Source organism: Bacillus cereus group sp. RP43 (assembly GCF_040459645.1).
Lineage (GTDB): Bacteria > Bacillota > Bacilli > Bacillales > Bacillaceae_G > Bacillus_A > Bacillus_A mycoides_C.
Genome location: NZ_JARVHQ010000001.1, coordinates 3456837 through 3475074 on the forward strand (window position 1 = coordinate 3456837; position 18238 = coordinate 3475074).

Sequence of the window (18238 nt, forward strand, 5' to 3'; positions counted from 1 at the left end):
TCTTACTTTCCCTCTATTTTCTTAATCTCATAATCAATTTCTAAAAACTTGACTCCAAATATCCACATTCTATGATTAGCTTCTAATATTTGATCCTTGCTCTCTTTAATAATAAAAGTCTCTGCTAATGGTAAACGTATTGTAAAGAAACGAGTATGTAAATAAATCCCCTCATCTCCCTTACTATTTCTTCTCAGCTTACTAGTAATGATTAAATCATTACTCTTATTACATAATTTCAAAATTCCCGTCATATTCGAATATGGTAAAGGTAATCCGATATTCATATATGTCTCATTCTTATGTGTATGTTTTGCGTAAAGAGCTACAAAAATAGATTCTCCTGCTTCATTTTTTCTTAGCCAAGCCCTTACATTCTCTCTTCCATCCTTCTCATCTATTATCCCAATGATAGAGCTATGCATCGTTTCCCACTTGCCGCCCATTCCTAAATGTATTTGTTCTACACGCTTACTCATTTTCTCATAACAAAATGCAACCGGGCGGAACCAACGAGTCCATTTAATATTTGATTGTAACTGATACTCTTTTGTATTTTCATAAAAACGAATAATACTTAAAGGAATCTTCGCCATGTCAAATGCCTCACTATGAAAATCATTCATTTTATCAACTAAACCTTTGTATTCCTTGCTATCTATTAAATTTCTGTTATGTAAAAATGCTTCACCAACTGTCGCAGTTCCTCTTAACCTGCTCATTGGTTTCCCGTAATATTTATAATTCGGAGTACTCTTTTCAATCATCCAGCCAACAAATGCTGGTAACGCTACTCCAATTCCATTTACAACACCGTGAATCCAAACCATTTGTGCAATTGTAATCGTCATTACTTGTTTGAAATTTCCGTATGAATATATGAGTGAAAACATTATTGTTACCATAAGTGTGCTAGAAGAAAGAACTAAAAGTACCTTCGCACTTATAGTATTGAATTTCGTTCTCCACACGTAAACTCCATATCCATAAATCGCACATAAATATATGAACACTGCAAAAAATTCAAATATCCTTGAGTATGTAATTCCTATCGCAACTGTCATAGGTGAAATGACTATGATAAACATAATAGCATCATATACTTTACTTCTCTTTTCTCTTTTCCTCCCTATTAAACCCGCTGACAATGGTAATAAAAACGCCGAATAATGAAAGTGTGCCGCTGTAAGTAAAACAATGTCAGAACTAAAGTGCATAATCGAAACCTTTGCTACTGAAGCAAAAAACCAAAAACCACCTAAAAACAAATAAATAAACGCACTATCGATAGCCGTCTCTTCTATCGGTTTCCATCCTCTTTCTAACAATCTACTTACACCAAATAACGCAACGATTCCTGTATATGCAAACCAAAGTAGCGCAAAGAAATAGTGATTTGTTACGAAAGCTAGCATTGCACTGATTGCTGCGATTGGATATAAAAACGATACAAATTTATAAAATAATACATACGATCCATTTCTTTTTTTCTTGTCAATAATACAAAAAGACATCGGTATAAATAACAAAATAGATAATAAAATAATTGCTTCAACTGGGTTTACATTCGACCACTCACATATTAGAAAAATAATATAGCAAGCAAGTCCAAATATTATATTTTTCATCTCGTTTATTCCCTTTCCACAAATGTTCCCTTATATGAAAATAATGAACCAATTAACGGATTTCGTACTTGTACATGAATTCGAAAACATTGTAGTGCTTCATCATAACTCTCTACAATTTTTGCCTCTCCGTATAAAAATCTAGGTAACGGTATTTTTCTTCCAAACATAAAAAACCATTGTTTCTTTGAAGAAATATGCATCCCGCCTTTTTCATCAATATAAAAACTCAATGTAGAAACGAGTAAATGTGGCTCACCAAAATAATCTACAATTTCATTATTCTCTTCATCCAACTGCATAACAGCGTTAAAATATCTTTTCTTATTATGAAAATAAAAAGTACGATTCCACCGTACAAATTCTTTCCCCTGTTCATCTCGCTCAGCGGTATTATGTATCGTAAATGGCACTTTCTTTCCTCGCTCAGAGAAAAACATTCGAAACTTCGATGCAATTTTCAAAATCAATTTAACTAAAAAAGAGCCACCGTAAATTTCATCCATTTCCCCTTCTCCTGTAAAACTATTCTCTTCTGTAATCGCATATCGCTTCTGCAATTTTGGATGAAGCCTTTTATAAGAATCCCCTAATAATCTTTCATAAATATTAACCATATACTTATCCCTTTCTCGTCCTCTTGCAATTTTTTGCGCTTGGCAAATTAGTGCTATTTATATAACCGACAATCGATAACCCTATTAGAAGAAAATTTAATGTAATCGGATTAAACGGTTGCGTAAAACTAGCGATATTCGTCGATCCTGCCGCTAATGTTAAAACTATCAACAATATAATATGCAATATAAATAGTTTTCGCTTTTGAAGTGGCAATAGCCACATAACACCCCATATTATTTCTAAAAATCCAACTATTTTAAGTATAAAAATACTACTTTCATTCGATCCGATTAGTGCAGAAAGCATCTTTACTTCTTCTGAATGAGTAAACATCAATTTCGGTACAATCCCTTGATATAACCATACGAAGGCAAATAAAAAGCAAACAAGCCAATAAGTCATCGTTCTTCTAATTAGCAACTTAGGATGAAGCCCCTTTTCTAACCATAATTTTAAAGCATCAAAACTCCATGCAGTCGCAGAGCCTAATAAAGGCCGAAAAACATATGAATCTATCACATTCCCTATGCGACCAAACCTTGTATCATAATCATATTGCGTTTCAAAATGAATATGTTCTCCATTCAGTGTATATTTCCAATAACCTCGTCCTATTTGTATAAGTGATAACTTATTGTCTGTCCAAAATTTCAATGAGGAAATGCGTTCCCCAGTTTCTTTTCTTATTTCACCTATCGATTCCCCTTCTCCGGCTATTTCAAGCCCAAATCCGATCTTTGTTTTATATAAAAACTTCTGCGGTTCTCCCTCTTTCTTCTCTAAATAAGAAATTTCAGTAAAACGAGCATCCCACTCTGTATGTAGGTCTGGTTCTTGCGTATATTCCCATAATTTCTCCATTGTTGTTTTCATTTCTGTCGCAACATAAATAGGCCTCTTCATGCTTCCACCTCCTATACTCTATATTTTCAATGTACATGCAATACATTTATTTTGCTACATTTTTCACAAACTTTTTTTCGAAAAAGAAAGAATTTTGAAAATATATATAAAACACTTGATTCCCTGAAAAATTTAAATTATTATAAAACAAATGTTACCAACAACTTCATAAATCATACACTCTCGCCTAAAACGTGAGATAGAGGTTGCAACGCTTATAAGTATTCTAAAGGAGACACAGAGATGTCTATGAATTTAGAGGAAAGGAAGTGTTGCCGAAATTGATAAATTTCTCTGCATTTATCAATTGGGGCTGTTTTCGAATAGAAACAGAACTGTCATATGTACAGACGTGTACGTATGAAGAGCTATCTACAAAAAAGAGATATCATTTTCATGATATTCCTTTTTTGGCGGTTTTTTTATTAGCTCCGTTTTCTGTTTCCCTTTTCCTGTAACAGCACCATCCTCACTTATTTGAGATGGTGTTTTTTGTTTTTCTCTCTGGTAACTACAGGAATATTGGGATTTGTATATGTCCTAACCTATTCTTAAAAATGGACGAAAGAAGGAATTCGTAATGGAAACGATTGTACAAAAATTTGGCGGTACTTCTGTCGGAAGCGTCGAACGCATTCAACATGTAGCAAATTTAATTATTGAAGAATATGAACGAGGACATAGTATTGTCTCTGTCGTTTCAGCAATGGGAAAAAGTACGGATAAACTTGTAGCACTTGCTAACGCTATTACTGAAAATCCAAGTAAACGTGAAATGGATATGCTCCTATCTACAGGAGAACAAGTAACTATTTCATTATTAACAATGGCACTACAAACAAAAGGTTATAACGCAATTTCATTAACAGGATGGCAAGCTGGTATTACGACAGAATCTGTACATAGTAGTGCACGGATTACTGACATTAACACCACTCGTATTCAGTCTCACCTTACTGAAGGCACGATTGTTATAGTAGCTGGTTTCCAAGGAGTAAGTGAAGAAAATGAAATTACCACACTTGGCCGCGGTGGTTCTGATACGACTGCTGTTGCATTAGCTGCGGCACTAAAAGCGAAAAAATGTGATATTTATACGGATGTGACCGGCGTATATACGACTGATCCACGAGTTGTACAAGATGCTTATAAATTAGATGAAATTTCTTATGACGAAATGTTAGAGCTTGCCAACCTCGGTGCTGGCGTATTACACCCACGCGCTGTTGAGTTTGCTAAAAATCATAATGTAGTTTTAGAAGTACGATCAAGCATGGAACAAGAAAACGGAACAATTGTAAGGGGAGAATGTAACATGGAACAACAAGCAATCGTTAAAGGTATTGCATTTGAGGATAATATTACACGCGTCACAATTAAAGGATTAGAACAAGGTGCACTTTCAACAGTTTTCTCTACATTAGCAGCAGCACATATTAATGTAGATATTATTATTCAAAGTATTACAAATGAAGAAACTGTTCACCTCTCCTTCTCGATCCATTCTAATGATTTAAGAGAAGCATTAGAAGTATTGGAACAAAATCAAGAAGCACTTCACTATGAATCTGTAGAACATGAAAATCATTTAGCAAAAGTATCAATTGTAGGATCAGGTATGGTATCTAACCCTGGTGTCGCTGCGAATATGTTCACTACTTTAAAAGAAGGTGGTATTCATATTAAAATGGTAAGTACATCTGAAATTAAAGTATCAGTTGTAATTGACCGTATTCATTTAGTAGATGGTGTTGAAGCACTCCATCAATCATTTATGGCAAAAATTGAGCCTTTAGTGCAGATGAGTTAATTTCCACCAGTAAAACTTAAAACAAATTATATGAATCTATTTCCTTCCTATATAAATAGAAAGCTGTTTGTATTGTATAGATTGACAAGAAAGTTATTTTATCGAATAGCAACTACATTATCAAATTCTTGAAATGATAGCATTCACGAAATAAAGTTCGCGCATATTTCAATAGTAGAGGGTTTACGAAGTGTTGTTCGTTAACAAGATGTTATATACTATACCCGAAAACACCTTGTCACATTTCCCTACACTGTGACAAGGTGTTTTTTGTTTAGAAGAGATTTTAGTATAATTATGAGGATAATTAGATAATAAATTTATACATATAAGGAGATAAAGACTATGACAAAAAACAGATTACTACGAATGGACAATGTCAGCATCGTTGTAGAATCCCTTGATAACGCAATCTCTTTCTTCGAGGAGATTGGCTTGAATCTCGAAGGACGAGCTACTGTTGAAGGTGAATGGGCTGGTCGCGTAACTGGACTCGGTTCTCAGTGCGTAGAGATTGCTATGATGGTTACGCCAGATGGTCACAGCCGAATTGAACTTTCGCGATTTCTCACCCCACCTACTATAGCAGATCACCGGACAGCTCCTGTAAACGCCCTCGGTTATCTGCGCGTCATGTTCACCGTCGAAGACATTGACGAAATGGTATCCAGACTTACTAAGCATGGTGCTCAGCTCGTTGGCGAAGTAGTTCAGTATGAGAACTCATATCGACTCTGCTACATTCGTGGAACCGAAGGAATTTTAATCGGTTTGGCGGAAGAACTCGGTAACAAATAAGTAAGTGATGTTTTATAAAAAGCCTTTACTGAAATATACATTACTGAATTAAAAATATTTGAAGCACATTCTTACTCCATAAAACTTAAATTTTCAACCCCGTCCTAACTTTAGAACGGGGTTATGCTTATTGAACTTTTAAAATCAAATAACTTTATTATCATTTTACAAATACATTCCGAGACTTTATACAAACAACTTTTCAATACATTATCAACATCTAAAAATTTCTATAAAATAATTCAATTATTCTTAATACTCTTTCCTAGGAAATATAACGGACTCTTCTCACTTCTTATCATATATATCTTTCCCTTTAAAAAACGAGCGAAATTCATTCAAAATAACTTTCTTCACGTCAGAATAAAAAACCATCATGAATAGTGCAATTCCTAATAAGATTTCTTGCATTCCTTCATAATCAATGAAAGCATTCAAAATTAGCAAACCACATCCAATATAAAAACCAAACTCATTCTCTTTCTCAAAATCCGATTCTTCTTCATCAATATGTATCTTCTCTTTACAACTTTGATTCCCTTTTATTAACTCGTCTAGCGTAACATTATACATTTCGCTAAGCAAAATTAAATTATCAATATCCGGACAGCTTTTATCATGTTCCCATTTATCCCAATCTTTTTAGCAACATCTTCCTGTGAAAAAACCTTTGCTTCTCGAAGCTTTTTTAGTTGTATTCCTAAATTCATAACGCCCCCCTTTTAACAAATTATTATATAAAAGGATATAGAAATGAAAGAAACTATTAGTAAAAATCACTGTAAACCATTCGTTTACATAATAAAAACAGGGAGAGCTGCTCTATTTTTAAGCAACTCTCCCTCATATTTCTATTAAAACAGATGAATGTTTTCTTTCTTGCAAGCTTCACGTAAATCGTCAGGCCATACAGAAGATTGAACTTCACCGATATGCGCTTTACGTAAGAAGTACATACACATTCTTGATTGGCCGATACCACCACCAATTGTTAATGGTAGTACGTCTTCTAAAATACCTTTATGGAAATCATACTCACGTTTGAAGTCTTCACCAGTTTTCGTTAATTGCTCATCAAGTGCTTTACTATCAACACGAATTCCCATTGATGATAATTCGAATGAAGCTTGTAGTACTGGGTGCCAGAATAAAATGTCACCGTTTAATTTCCAATCATCATAATCGGATGCGCGTCCATCGTGCTTTTCACCTGAACGGAGTGCATCACCAATTCCAATAATAAAGACTGCACCGTGTTCTTTCGCAATTGCATGTTCACGATCTTTCGGTGTTAATTCTGGATATTTATCTTCCAGTTCTTGAGAAGTAATGAAAACAATTTCTTCTGGTAAATACTTTCCAAGGAACGGATACTTTTCAAATAAGTGATCTTCCAATTCTTTGAATATTCCATAAATTGTTTGTACTGTTTTTTGTAAGTAATCGACAGTACGCCATTCTTTTTGAACGATTTTTTCCCAATCCCATTGGTCAACATAAATGGAATGCGTTGCATCAAGTTCTTCATCACGACGAATCGCGTTCATGTTTGTATATAAACCTTCACCAGCTTCATATCCGTATTCATGTAATGCGAATCTTTTCCACTTCGCTAGTGAATGTACAATTTCTAATTCTTCTCCTGAATGTAACATATCAAACTCAATTGGACGTTCTACACCGTTTAAGTGATCGTTTAATCCTGATTTTTTCGTTACGAATAATGGTGCAGATACGCGGAATAGTTCAAGACGTTTTGCTAATTGATCCTCGAAAAATGTTTTAACTTCCTTAATTGCGATTTGAGTCTCTCTTACTGTCATTAATGATTGATACATGGTGGTTTCCTCCTAAAATGTTTGGATGTTGTGAAAAGAAGCCAACAAAAAAAGCCCTTCTTTCCCAAAAAACTGGGACGAAAGACTTTGGTTCCGCGGTACCACCCAAATTAGCAACAGAGGTTGCTCACTTATACAGTACGGAGATTAAAAAATCTCGATACTGTTCTTCTTGTAACGGCGAAGTTCCCGGCTAAGTCTACTTTCCTATAAAGGATTTCGGTTAGCGACTCCAGGAGGTTCTTCATAATAGGCTTCGTATCAGGCTCACACCGCCCCTGACTCGCTTAAACTACATCCTACTACTACTCGTCCTTTCATAGTCGTTTTATTGTCACATCTCTGAAACATTTTATTAATGATTATTCTATACAAAAAATAAAGAAAGTCAACAAAAAGTTTTAAAATATTTTTCAATTCTATATTTTACGGCTTTATTGATTGTTGTTAATTTAACATCTTTACTTCTTCTGCCTCGTCAATCCAAAAAATGTTTCACTAACCGAAACTAACGTATACACAACAATTAGTGTAAACGTTCGAAATATAGAATCCGCAGTATTTCTTATTATTTTCATTTTCTTTGTAATTCCTTTCAGTTTACTTGCAATTTCATGATATACTATAGCATTCAAGCAGTTTGTTTTTACTTAAAGCAAGCATAGTCATTTATCGATAGTATTTTTCTAAAACATTGGCTATTATCAAACAAGATTTTTATATAACGGAGTGATCATATGAGTAAAACGAAAGCAAAACCGAAAAAAGGTGTAGGACAAGGTACAGGAAGTAAGGGATGGAACCGTTGGCAATCAAGTGCGAAAAAGAAAGCTGCAAAACCATACAAGAGTAAAGGTACAAAGAAATAAAATAAATAGTGGGAGATGAACAACTCTCACTGATTAAAGTTTCACTTTATCTCTTTACTTTGTACAAAACAAAATATAATTATTACAACAAAAAAGCTATGCTTTCATCTCTGTGAAAGCATAGCTTTTTCCATATTAAATCATAAGAATATCACGGATTTCTTCCTCCGTAATAGAAGATAACTTCTCTTCTCCTGGCTTGATAATTTCAGCGATTAAATTTTTCTTACTCTCTTGTAACTCGTGCATTTTTTCTTCAATTGTTCCATGTGCTACTAACTTAATCACTTGCACTGTATTTTTTTGTCCCATTCGATACGCTCTATCCGCTGCTTGTTGTTCAACAGCTGGATTCCACCATAAATCATACAATATTACCGTATCTGCACCTGTTAAATTCAAACCGGTACCACCAGCTTTTAACGAGATAAGAAATAAATCCCCTTCTCCTTCGTTAAAACGATTGCATAGTTCTACGCGTTCTTGCGCTGGTGTACTCCCGTCTAAATAAAAGTACGGAATGGCTTGACGGTTTAATTCTCGTCCGATTATTGAAAGCATCTTCGTAAATTGAGAAAAGATAAGTATTCTCTTTCCTGTACTTCTACATTCCTCCAAAATTTCTAGAAGTTGTTCAAATTTAGCTGAACTACCTTTATAGTCATCAACAAATAAAGCAGGATGACAACAAATTTGCCGAAGCCTCGTTAAACCAGCTAAAACCCGAATTTTATTTTTACGTAACGTATCTTTATCCAAATGTTTTAACGTTTCTTCTCTTAACTTTGCTAAATAAGCGGCATAGAGCCTTTTTTGGTCCGGTAATAGTTCTGATGATTGTAAGTGCTCAATTTTTTCTGGTAGCTCCTGTAATACATCTTCCTTTAACCTTCTTAACACGAAAGGTTTTACCCGCTTCGCAATATCTTCACGTCTTAAATCGCCGAACTCTTTTCTTCCTGGTAATAATTCTGGGAAGATGACGTGGAAGATAGACCATAGCTCTTCTAATGAATTTTCTACCGGTGTTCCTGTTAATCCAAAACGGTACTCCGCCTGAACTGTTTTTACCGCTCTTGCAGTTTGCGTCGTATGATTTTTAAATGCTTGTGCTTCATCAAGAAATAGCGTATGAAATGGCTGCGCATATAACCTTACATCTCTTCTCAGTAAAGGATATGACGTAATTACTACATCAAATTTCGTTACATCTTTTAAAATTTTTCGGCGCTCTTCTTGATTTCCATCTGCAATAACAGCTCTAATATGCGGAGTGAATTTTTTCAACTCGCTAAGCCAGTTGTAAACAAGGGAAGACGGAGAAACAACTAATATAGGCAGTTTCTTCTCTCGAATTTCCGGCAAAACAGAATCTATAAAAGCAATACTTTGCAACGTTTTCCCAAGTCCCATATCATCAGCTAAAATGCCACCAAAACGATAATAGGCAAGTGTTTTCAGCCACTGGAATCCGTATGTTTGATACTCTCTCATTATTGCATCTAAGCCACTTGGCACCGCAAACTTAAGCTTTTTAGGGTTTTGAATGTTCTCTACCAATTCTTGAACGGATTCATCTAAACTTAAAACATTGCCTTCTTGCAGTGAATTCATCCATTTCACACTACGAATAAGAGGGACATCTATTTCTTCACCCTGTAAAAATTCTTTTCGAATGCTAGATTCTTTTATAAACTGATTAATGTCATTAAACTCTTTACTCTCAAGTGATAGTAGAGTACCACTTGCTAAACGATAATATTTCCGCTTCTCCTCAAGAGCAACTAATACCCCTTTAATTTCTGCCTCTGGAATACCTTTTATATCAAAGCGAAATGATAACCAATCAATTCTCTCTTTCCTTCTAACTCTTATAAGAGGAGCTGTGTCTCCTTTATGAATTCGTAATTTGATTGCTGTCGTCGCATAAATATCAACTAAACCTTTTAACGTTGGAACAACATGATATAAAAAGTTATACTCAGCTTCTTCATTATGCATAAAATAACCGCCTTCCGTTTTCGCAAAGGCACTTTCACGCATAATGTCTAAAATCTCTTTTTCCTTTTTCTCATCACGATTAAAAACAGACGGCTGTCCATCCTCTTCTAACGGATTAATTATGACGTTTCCATAGTGAAATTCAAGACCTGCTAATAAGCGATTTTTCACTCGATCTAAATATAATTTCGCTTTTAATGCGGGTGTTTCAACGCGATCTGATACTACCTCATCTATTCGCACAGTTCCTAGCCTCATTAACCCTGGTACAACTTTTGCTACAAAGTGCTCCATCTTATCTGCTGGAATATACAATTGGTTACTACTAGAACGATTCATCATTTTTTGTAATTCGATAAGCCGATTGCAATCCTCAGCGTTCAACTGATACAGTTTCCCTCCAAATAGAGCATAACTATACGTATCCATTACTTCTACTTGTTGTAAGCCGTCAATATAAAGTGTAAACCCACCGTTACTCCCCTTATTAAACTCAAAATGCAAAGGAAGTAATCCTTTTGAAATATGTACACCATGGAAAGATTGTCCATCTTGATTAAGTCTCACACACTCAACTTTAGAAAGTAAAGAAAGCATATCCATCCACGAAGCTGGCGGTATTAAAATCATACTATCATCTTGTTTTGCCTGTAATTCCAGTGTATCCTCATACATTTTTTCGTTATGATACATTTTAATAAGTTGCTGAATAATCGCATCCGTTTCTTGCCTGAAGCTATGTACATCTGGTGTGTATGTAAATTCATTGGAACAATTAAAAGACTCTCTTTTCTCCACTTTAGAAAGAAATTCTCTAATATGATTTACGAAATACGTTTTGGCAAGCTTCAACCGAACCCCAAGAAGTGCCCCACCATTTTTCGTAACTACTGGTGTACAATTAAACTCAATATCAAGTATTTCACGTGTATCAAAACGGTGTTGTTTACTTTTTGGCCTCAGTGGTTGTTCTGCAAACAACTGAAACATCCCGCTTGTTAATTGTTCATTTCCGCTCATGTTTCCGCTACTAATAGGCACCATTCCACCGGTTTGCTGATTATAATTTATTTGTATCAATACTGCCGCAACATGTTGACAGTATGTTTGAAAAGACGCTAACGAAGGACAACTACATTTTGCAACAACATCACCTTTTTTAGCTTTTTCTACTGTAACATGAAAATCTTCATTCCCTTTTACCGTTGCCTCGCAAATTTCTTTATTTTCATCATAATGATTTATTATTACTTTATTTGATTTATAATAAGCTTCACCTCTTTTATATGAGGTCTCTCCGCATACTTCTTTAATAATCGATTTATTTAATGTAAAACTCATTTTTTGACACTTCCTTAATTTAAAACCAGTTTCTCTTACTTAACATTTTACATGCTTCACGAGAAAATATAAAATGTTGGTTTAACAAAAAAGATACTTATTTATAAACACCTCAAACTGTAAGCAAATAGAGTTTCAGTACTTGTTAAAACTGCCTATTATGCAGGCGATTCTGAAAGCTTCCAGCGTAGTATTTAAATATCTTCTACATTATTCATGTAAAAGTTTTACCGGCCATCGCATCAATAATTTAAAAGATATGATTTTATGAAGAAGAGTAATAAAAGTTTTTCACACACACCATTGAGATGGATGTGCAAATTTTGATACAAGGGGCTTACTGTCTATAAAAGGAGGATAAAGTAGGTAATTTACATATTTTCATGCGTGCCCTTATATAAGACTGTTATTGCGGCTACTATAAGGATAATCCCCATACAAGCAGGTGCGGCATGCCCAAGTGAAACATAAATTTGCCCTCCAATGATCGGCCCAATCATTCTTGCTAAAGCTTGAATAGATTGACTACTTCCTTGAATCCTTCCTTGTTCACTAGAATCGACAGACTTCGAGAGCATCCCATTGAATGAAGGTCCAAAGATGGAATCACCAAAACCAAATATAAACATTCCAGCGATAAGAAACGGATAAAATGAGAACAAAGCTGATGCTGCAATAAGACTATAACCTATAATCTCCGAAACCATTCCGAGAATTGCTATCTGTTTATCAGTAAGTTTTGTCAAAAGTTTTGGCATTATGAAACTTTGTGAAATGATATCTTGGAATCCCATAATTGAAAACATAAGTCCGATTAACGCAGGCTTCCAACTAAAAGTATCCATTGTAAATTGTGAAAAAATTGCCTGTAAAGATCCATTTGGTATCCAAAGTAAAAATGCTGAGACAAGTAGCCATTTTAAATTTTTCATGGAAAGTATATTTGCAAGCTGTGTAAATGGATTCAATCTTACAAAGGTAATCTCTTTCAATCTATTATTTTTGTCAAGGCTCTCAGGCATATATAAGATTCCATAAACAACATTTAATAAAGTTATTATTGCTCCAAAATACATAGGTACAGAATAACCAAACTTGGCAAGATATCCACCTATAGTTGGTCCAATGACAGTGCCTACTCCTACAACCGCACTTACCCATCCGAAGTATTTCGTTCTTTGTTCTGGAGGAATAATATCTGCAAAATATGCGAAGATAGTGCTTATGCTCCCTCCTGTTATACCTTCTATTATGCGCCCAGCAAATAGTATCCATAGAGCTCCTCCTATGCCAAAAACTAAGTACCCGATTGCGGAACCGAAAAGGCATACTAAAAGTAATGGACGACGACCATATTTATCACTCAAAGCTCCAAGTGCGGGAGCCGCAAAAAATACGCAGACTGCATAAACAGAAGTTAATAGCGTAACGACGACCGCTTGTTCTGCCGAATTACTTGTATATGGCTGCACTAAAAATGGAACGACCGGTATTATAATGCAGAATCCTATTCCGCAAAGAAACACAGAGATGAGACCGAATAGTAAGGCGTGTTTATCTATGACTCGTTCCGTATTATGTTCATTATGTGATCTGAATTTGGACATTTACATTCTCTCCCCAACAGTTATTTTTGTTTCCTTATCAACAAAACAATAACTCCATTTTGTTTCCCTGTCAACAAAATTACAACAATAAAAAAGGCGGTCCATTCTTGGACTGCCTTTCGTTTCATTTTTATTTTTTGAATAGATTACGACTTAATATGTACACCTTGTTTCTTTATTTCTGTATCCAAATGTCTACTATACTTTTCCACGAAGCTAAGTATACTATCAAATTCTTCCTCGGTTACTTGATCAAACACAACTTTATCCCGTTCTTCAAACTCTTTGTGCAGATCCTCATGTATTTTATAAATTACTTTCCCTTGTTCAGTAAGCCTAAAATAGATTTCTTTCTTATTATCCGACTTCTGATAACTTTCGATAAGGCCTTTTTTTATAAGTTTTTTAGTTATTCTACTTATGGCACCGCGAGTCATATAAAAGGACTCCGCAAGTTTTGTCACGTTAGAATCTACATTTTTTTCAATGTATTCGATACAATGTACTTCAGAAGAATTATAACCCTTAAGACTGTCTTCCATCTTATCCTTATTAAGCCAAACAATCTTATTATATAAGTCCCTGAAACCCACTATGACCTTTTCTTCTTTATTCATGTCCTGTCCTCCTCCCCGTTGGTGCATTAACAATATTATATTTATTTTTTGTTTCTATTCCAACTCTAATTAAAAAAGAGAGTCAAAAGCATGTTAAGCACCAAGAAACTCAATGTCACTTGAACAAGACTTTGTCTACAATCTGAAACACTTATCTCTTTTCATTCTATCTCCATCAACCGTTTTGCCTCAAAATACAACACTTGAATAAACTTCTTCGTATTAATACGTATATGACCAGAAGTCGCTACTTCATCTTTTGTCATTTCTGTCATCCGTTTTCTAACTATAGTAAAATCAAAAAATTTCGGAGCATAGCTTTCAAATTTCGGATTTGAAAAGTCTGTTAACCCAAGGGAAGCTAAGTGATTTAACGATTGATAAATCGCCCTTCTTACCCTTTGCTCAGATGCTTTTTTCTCTTTATCAATATCCGTATCTAAAGCTATATCCCCTAATTTCTTTATTGTAATATGATGGAAAATATCTTTTAATGCAGGAAATCCAAATTCAAATGTTTGTGCTTTTTCTTGTCCATATAAATATTCCAGCATACTAAGTAAATCTTTACTTCCATTCTCTCCTGCAATACCGAGTTCTGATAATAAATAGCGCCCTGAATCCGCTATTCTTTTTCCTTCTTGCATTGGCTCATTTCGAACTTGCGGCTGTTCCCACTTAAAAACGTTATTCAATGATTTTTGAATATCATGTATAGAGCGCTCTAAACGAATACGTTCCATTACTTTACGTACAACAGACACAACTTCAATTTTATTTAATGGTTTTGTAATATAATATTCAACGCCAAGTGTATACGCCTCACCAATAAGCTGTTTCGATTCAACTTGAGAAATCATAATGATTTTCCCTGTAAAAGAGGATGCAATATGGCGAACTGTTTCAATCCCATCTCGCATTGGCATTAATAAATCAATAAATAAAATATCTACTTTTTTAAAATTTAGTTGATCTGCTTCAATAAAAGCTCCATCTTCCGACTCTCCAATTACTTCTCCAAGATCGCCATCTTCAATAATTTGTGAAAGCATGGAGCGGAAAACTTCATCATCATCTACGATATAATAAAACAACTTTATTCTCCTTCCCGCTTTAAACTGCACTCCGGTAAACAAACGATAAACTTACACCCTCCGCCAGTTTCTCGGTCTTCTAATCTCACTTCTCCACCTAGCTCTGTTACCATTTCGTTTATGTAAGAAAGTCCAATACCTGTTGAAGGTGTTCCCGTTTGATCATACTTTGAAGTAAACCCTGGCTTAAATACTAATTTCTTATACTTCTGTGCAATACCAGGACCATCGTCAATTACTTCAAAGAATATATGTTTATCTCGTTTATATAGCTTAATAATAATAAGACCTCTACCCTCAATTGCTTCAACTGCATTTGCAACTAAGTTATTAAAAATCGATAAGACCGTGTACACATGATATTCTGCATGCTCACCTTCTATATGTTCCGAAAAACGTATATCTTTTTCTAACATTTCAGCGTACTTCTCATTAATTCTTACAATCATTTCCGCTAATTCATGTCCTTCTACATACTCAGCCACATTCTTATCTAATAACAGTTTAGATAGTCCTGCAAAAATTCTTTGATTATCCTTTTTGATTTCGTGCACTTCTCCTGCTATTTTTAATGCTGTTTTGCTATTTAAATCATCGTTCGCTTGTAAGTTTCGATATAGTTGATATGCTTCTTGTGTAATTAACTCAGCATTTTGTAACGTTTTTTTCAAATGGACAGATTCCACATATAAATTAGAGAGATACATTAAAATATTTTCATTTTCTTTTCGAACTTGTGATTCTTTTAACTTCGTTTCATATAAATTCATCATATTTAAAAAACCAAGCGCAAAGAAACTACGGAAAATAGCAATAATAATTAGTTTATTCACTTCAGAAACTGTTATCGTTGTACCAAGTACTAACATATGATAAAACGCAAGTTCAGACATACTTGCGATAATTTCAATTGTAATTCCAAGACATCCTATCACAATTGGCTTCTGATGAAACTTATTCACCCTACAAAGCGAAAAAAGACTTCCATAAATAAAATAATAAAAGAACACAGGATAACGCAAATAAAATGATTCTGTCATATGGAATGAACCTTGCAATACCCAGTCAAGACATACACGAAATAAGACTACAGATATACCTACAAGAATACCTGCAGCTGCTGCTGGCACTCTTCTTAAAAATAGTAATAAAAAGAAGAAAAGCGGTGTCCCGAAACTAACACGAAACATATCATTAAAAGGATGAAAATTCAGCTCTCCAGCAATCGGAACAACAACCATTAATATAATTAAAAGATACATATCTTTCTTCCATAATTGATTCCAATTCAAAGGTGCCACTTCCTATGCTTTTTTTCAATTGTAAAAGTGAAAGCCCGCTTATAATTATAAACGGGCTTTATTTCTATATTCTAACCTTTTCTACCGCTTTTATTTGGCGATACTCCGGTTCCCATATTGCTTCTTTTACTGCAATCTTAATATCGTCATCACTTAAGTTCTCTCTAGCAACACCTTCTGCAACTGCAACTTTCGCTACTTCAATCGCAACCAGTTCAGAGATATTACGTAACTCTTCAACTTCTGGCAAAATAGGCGCTCCTGGCTGACTTGTATCTACCATACTTGCAACTGCTTCTGCTGCTGCTGCGAACATTCCATCCGTCATGACGCTTGCACGAACAACAATTGTACCAAGACCTAGTCCTGGGAAAATAAGTGCGTTATTTGACTGTCCAATCACATACGTTACACCGTTATATGTAACCGGTTCAAACGGACTTCCTGTTGCAACTAATGCTTTTCCTTCTGTCCACTCGATTAAATCCGCTGGTTTCGCTTCAGCAAGTGGCGTTGGATTCGACATTGGTAAAATGATTGGTCTTTCTACGTGAGAAGCCATTTCTTTAATAATTTCCTCTTTAAATGCGCCCGCAACAGTAGATGTACCAATTAAAATTGTCGGTTTTACATGTTTCACAACCTCAGCAAGTCCGATCACATCATTTTGTTTCCAATCACTTACTTCAGCTTCTTTTCTTGCATATGGAATTTGGAAATCAAGAAGATTTTCCATATTATCTGTAACCAACCCATTACGGTCAATACACCAGAAACGATTATGTGATTCTTCGTCTGATAAGCCGACGCGAACCATTGCATCTCTTACTTGATCTGCGATACCGATTCCAGCCGTACCAGCACCAAACACAACTACACGGTGTTCACTTAACGGTACACCAGAAGCTTTTACTGCCGATAATACAGCAGCAAGTGAAACTGCCCCTGTACCTTGAATATCATCATTAAATGTACAAACGTCATGACGATATTTATCTAAAATTTTTCGTGCATTTCGAGAACTGAAGTCTTCCCAATGTAGAAGCGCTTTCGGGAATTGTTTATTTACCGCTTGAACAAACGTATCAATAAATTCATCGTAAGCTTCACCTGTTATACGAGGGTGACGATTTCCAATATAAAATGGATTGTTTAATAATTCCTCACGATTTGTACCTACATCTAAAATTACCGGTAATACACGGCTAGGATCGATTCCAACTGCGGCCGTATATACAGCTAATTTCCCGATTGCGATGTTAATTCCACCAACACCCCAATCACCAATTCCTAATATACCTTCTCCATCCGTTACAACGACTAAATCAATATTTTCAGCTGTTGCACCGATATTTGCAAATGCATCTTCAATACCTGATGGATCGTTAATTGATAAATAAATGCCACGTGGTTTACGGTATTCATGACTATATCTTTGAATTGCTACACCTACAGTTGGTGTATATACAATCGGTAACATTTCACGTAAATGCTCTGTTAAAATACGATAAAATAACACTTCATTTCGATCATGTAACGCTGTTAAGTATACATTCTTTAATAAATCATCCGGCTGAGAACTAAATTGTTCATATGCTCGGCGTGCTTGTTCTTCTAACGTTAAAACCGCTGGCGGTAATAACCCTTTTAAACCTAACTCTTCTCTTTCCTCTTGTGTGAAAGCTACCCCTTTATTTAAAAGTGGTGTTGATAATACTTCTGCTCCTCTTAATGTTGTTTCTAATGCGCCATTAGAAGCCACTGTAAACTTACTCATAACATCCCTACCTCTATTCATATATAGCATTTC

General features: G+C 34.9%; 14 protein-coding genes, 1 pseudogene, 1 riboswitch and 1 other annotated feature. Of the genes and pseudogenes, 3 read left to right on the forward strand and 12 right to left on the reverse strand.

Features of this window, described 5'->3' with window-relative positions; genetic code table 11:
• Nucleotides 1–2: 2 nt before the first annotated feature.
• Genes QCI75_RS18020 through QCI75_RS18030 form a run of 3 tightly spaced genes read right to left on the reverse strand, consistent with a single transcriptional unit; the run spans nt 3 to nt 3152 of the window.
• Entirely contained in the window at nt 3–1628 is a 1626-nt protein-coding gene (locus tag QCI75_RS18020) for a YndJ family protein (protein WP_353760948.1), read from the reverse strand.
• Nucleotides 1629–1633: 5 nt separating this feature from the next.
• Nucleotides 1634–2245, reverse strand: coding sequence for a DUF4166 domain-containing protein (locus QCI75_RS18025; RefSeq protein ID WP_144505874.1), 612 nt, complete (start codon nt 2243–2245; stop codon nt 1634–1636).
• Nucleotides 2246–2249: 4 nt separating this feature from the next.
• The gene (locus tag QCI75_RS18030; RefSeq protein ID WP_144505873.1) at nt 2250–3152 is read right to left on the reverse strand and encodes a DoxX-like family protein; all 903 of its coding nucleotides are present in this window, start codon (nt 3150–3152) and stop codon (nt 2250–2252) included.
• A 192-nt stretch (nt 3153–3344) separates the two neighbouring features.
• A riboswitch (Lysine riboswitch) is annotated at nt 3345–3531 on the forward strand.
• A gap of 201 nt (nt 3532–3732) precedes the next feature.
• Here QCI75_RS18030 and QCI75_RS18035 point away from each other — a divergent pair.
• Nucleotides 3733–4962: an aspartate kinase gene (locus QCI75_RS18035; RefSeq protein ID WP_353760949.1), complete on the forward strand. Its 1230-nt coding sequence runs from the start codon at nt 3733–3735 to the stop codon at nt 4960–4962.
• Between the two features lie 345 nt (nt 4963–5307).
• Nucleotides 5308–5760: a VOC family protein gene (locus QCI75_RS18040; RefSeq protein WP_144505871.1), complete on the forward strand. Its 453-nt coding sequence runs from the start codon at nt 5308–5310 to the stop codon at nt 5758–5760.
• A 288-nt stretch (nt 5761–6048) separates the two neighbouring features.
• Here QCI75_RS18040 and QCI75_RS18045 read toward each other — a convergent pair.
• The 3 genes and pseudogenes from QCI75_RS18045 to QCI75_RS18055 all read right to left on the reverse strand — a co-directional run bounded on the left by QCI75_RS18045 (nt 6049) and on the right by QCI75_RS18055 (nt 8233).
• A pseudogene (locus tag QCI75_RS18045) lies at nt 6049–6470 on the reverse strand (helix-turn-helix domain-containing protein).
• Between the two features lie 144 nt (nt 6471–6614).
• A complete protein-coding gene (gene asnA, locus QCI75_RS18050) occupies nt 6615–7598 on the reverse strand; it encodes an aspartate--ammonia ligase (protein WP_016104478.1) in 984 nt (327 codons plus the stop codon).
• Nucleotides 7599–7668: 70 nt separating this feature from the next.
• Nucleotides 7669–7928: a binding site (T-box leader), on the reverse strand.
• Nucleotides 7929–8059: 131 nt separating this feature from the next.
• On the reverse strand, nt 8060–8233 hold the full coding sequence (locus tag QCI75_RS18055; RefSeq protein WP_353760950.1) for a hypothetical protein: 174 nt from the start codon (nt 8231–8233) through the stop codon (nt 8060–8062).
• A 102-nt stretch (nt 8234–8335) separates the two neighbouring features.
• Between QCI75_RS18055 and QCI75_RS18060 the strand changes: the two genes are divergently transcribed.
• Entirely contained in the window at nt 8336–8467 is a 132-nt protein-coding gene (locus tag QCI75_RS18060) for a DUF3934 family protein (RefSeq protein WP_000047589.1), read from the forward strand.
• Between the two features lie 135 nt (nt 8468–8602).
• On the opposite strand, the gene QCI75_RS18065 is transcribed toward QCI75_RS18060, so the two are convergent.
• From QCI75_RS18065 to malS, 6 genes are all read right to left on the reverse strand, one after another.
• On the reverse strand, nt 8603–11809 hold the full coding sequence (locus tag QCI75_RS18065) for a DEAD/DEAH box helicase (RefSeq protein ID WP_353760951.1): 3207 nt from the start codon (nt 11807–11809) through the stop codon (nt 8603–8605).
• Nucleotides 11810–12180: 371 nt separating this feature from the next.
• Nucleotides 12181–13416, reverse strand: a complete 1236-nt coding sequence (locus tag QCI75_RS18070; protein ID WP_353760952.1) for an MFS transporter — start codon at nt 13414–13416, stop codon at nt 12181–12183.
• A gap of 146 nt (nt 13417–13562) precedes the next feature.
• A complete protein-coding gene (locus QCI75_RS18075; RefSeq protein WP_001030885.1) occupies nt 13563–14033 on the reverse strand; it encodes a MarR family transcriptional regulator in 471 nt (156 codons plus the stop codon).
• 161 nt (nt 14034–14194) lie between these two features.
• Nucleotides 14195–15127, reverse strand: a complete 933-nt coding sequence (locus QCI75_RS18080; RefSeq protein WP_144505868.1) for a response regulator — start codon at nt 15125–15127, stop codon at nt 14195–14197.
• A gap of 2 nt (nt 15128–15129) precedes the next feature.
• Nucleotides 15130–16428, reverse strand: a complete 1299-nt coding sequence (locus tag QCI75_RS18085) for a sensor histidine kinase (protein ID WP_353760953.1) — start codon at nt 16426–16428, stop codon at nt 15130–15132.
• A gap of 64 nt (nt 16429–16492) precedes the next feature.
• The gene (gene malS / locus QCI75_RS18090) at nt 16493–18205 is read right to left on the reverse strand and encodes an oxaloacetate-decarboxylating malate dehydrogenase (RefSeq protein WP_353760954.1); all 1713 of its coding nucleotides are present in this window, start codon (nt 18203–18205) and stop codon (nt 16493–16495) included.
• Between the last annotated feature and the right edge of the window lie 33 nt (nt 18206–18238).

What these genes read in the sequence shown, in the direction of transcription:
- asnA (WP_016104478.1), bottom strand. Translation starts at nt 7,598, where the DNA reads ATGTATCAATCATTAATGACAGTAAGAGAGACTCAAATCGCAATTAAG.
- QCI75_RS18060 (WP_000047589.1), top strand. Translation starts at nt 8,336, where the DNA reads ATGAGTAAAACGAAAGCAAAACCGAAAAAAGGTGTAGGACAAGGTACA.
- QCI75_RS18040 (WP_144505871.1), top strand. Translation starts at nt 5,308, where the DNA reads ATGACAAAAAACAGATTACTACGAATGGACAATGTCAGCATCGTTGTA.
- QCI75_RS18025 (WP_144505874.1), bottom strand. Translation starts at nt 2,245, where the DNA reads ATGGTTAATATTTATGAAAGATTATTAGGGGATTCTTATAAAAGGCTT.
- QCI75_RS18020 (WP_353760948.1), bottom strand. Translation starts at nt 1,628, where the DNA reads ATGAAAAATATAATATTTGGACTTGCTTGCTATATTATTTTTCTAATA.
- QCI75_RS18070 (WP_353760952.1), bottom strand. Translation starts at nt 13,416, where the DNA reads ATGTCCAAATTCAGATCACATAATGAACATAATACGGAACGAGTCATA.
- QCI75_RS18075 (WP_001030885.1), bottom strand. Translation starts at nt 14,033, where the DNA reads ATGAATAAAGAAGAAAAGGTCATAGTGGGTTTCAGGGACTTATATAAT.
- QCI75_RS18035 (WP_353760949.1), top strand. Translation starts at nt 3,733, where the DNA reads ATGGAAACGATTGTACAAAAATTTGGCGGTACTTCTGTCGGAAGCGTC.
- QCI75_RS18030 (WP_144505873.1), bottom strand. Translation starts at nt 3,152, where the DNA reads ATGAAGAGGCCTATTTATGTTGCGACAGAAATGAAAACAACAATGGAG.
- QCI75_RS18065 (WP_353760951.1), bottom strand. Translation starts at nt 11,809, where the DNA reads ATGAGTTTTACATTAAATAAATCGATTATTAAAGAAGTATGCGGAGAG.
- malS (WP_353760954.1), bottom strand. Translation starts at nt 18,205, where the DNA reads ATGAGTAAGTTTACAGTGGCTTCTAATGGCGCATTAGAAACAACATTA.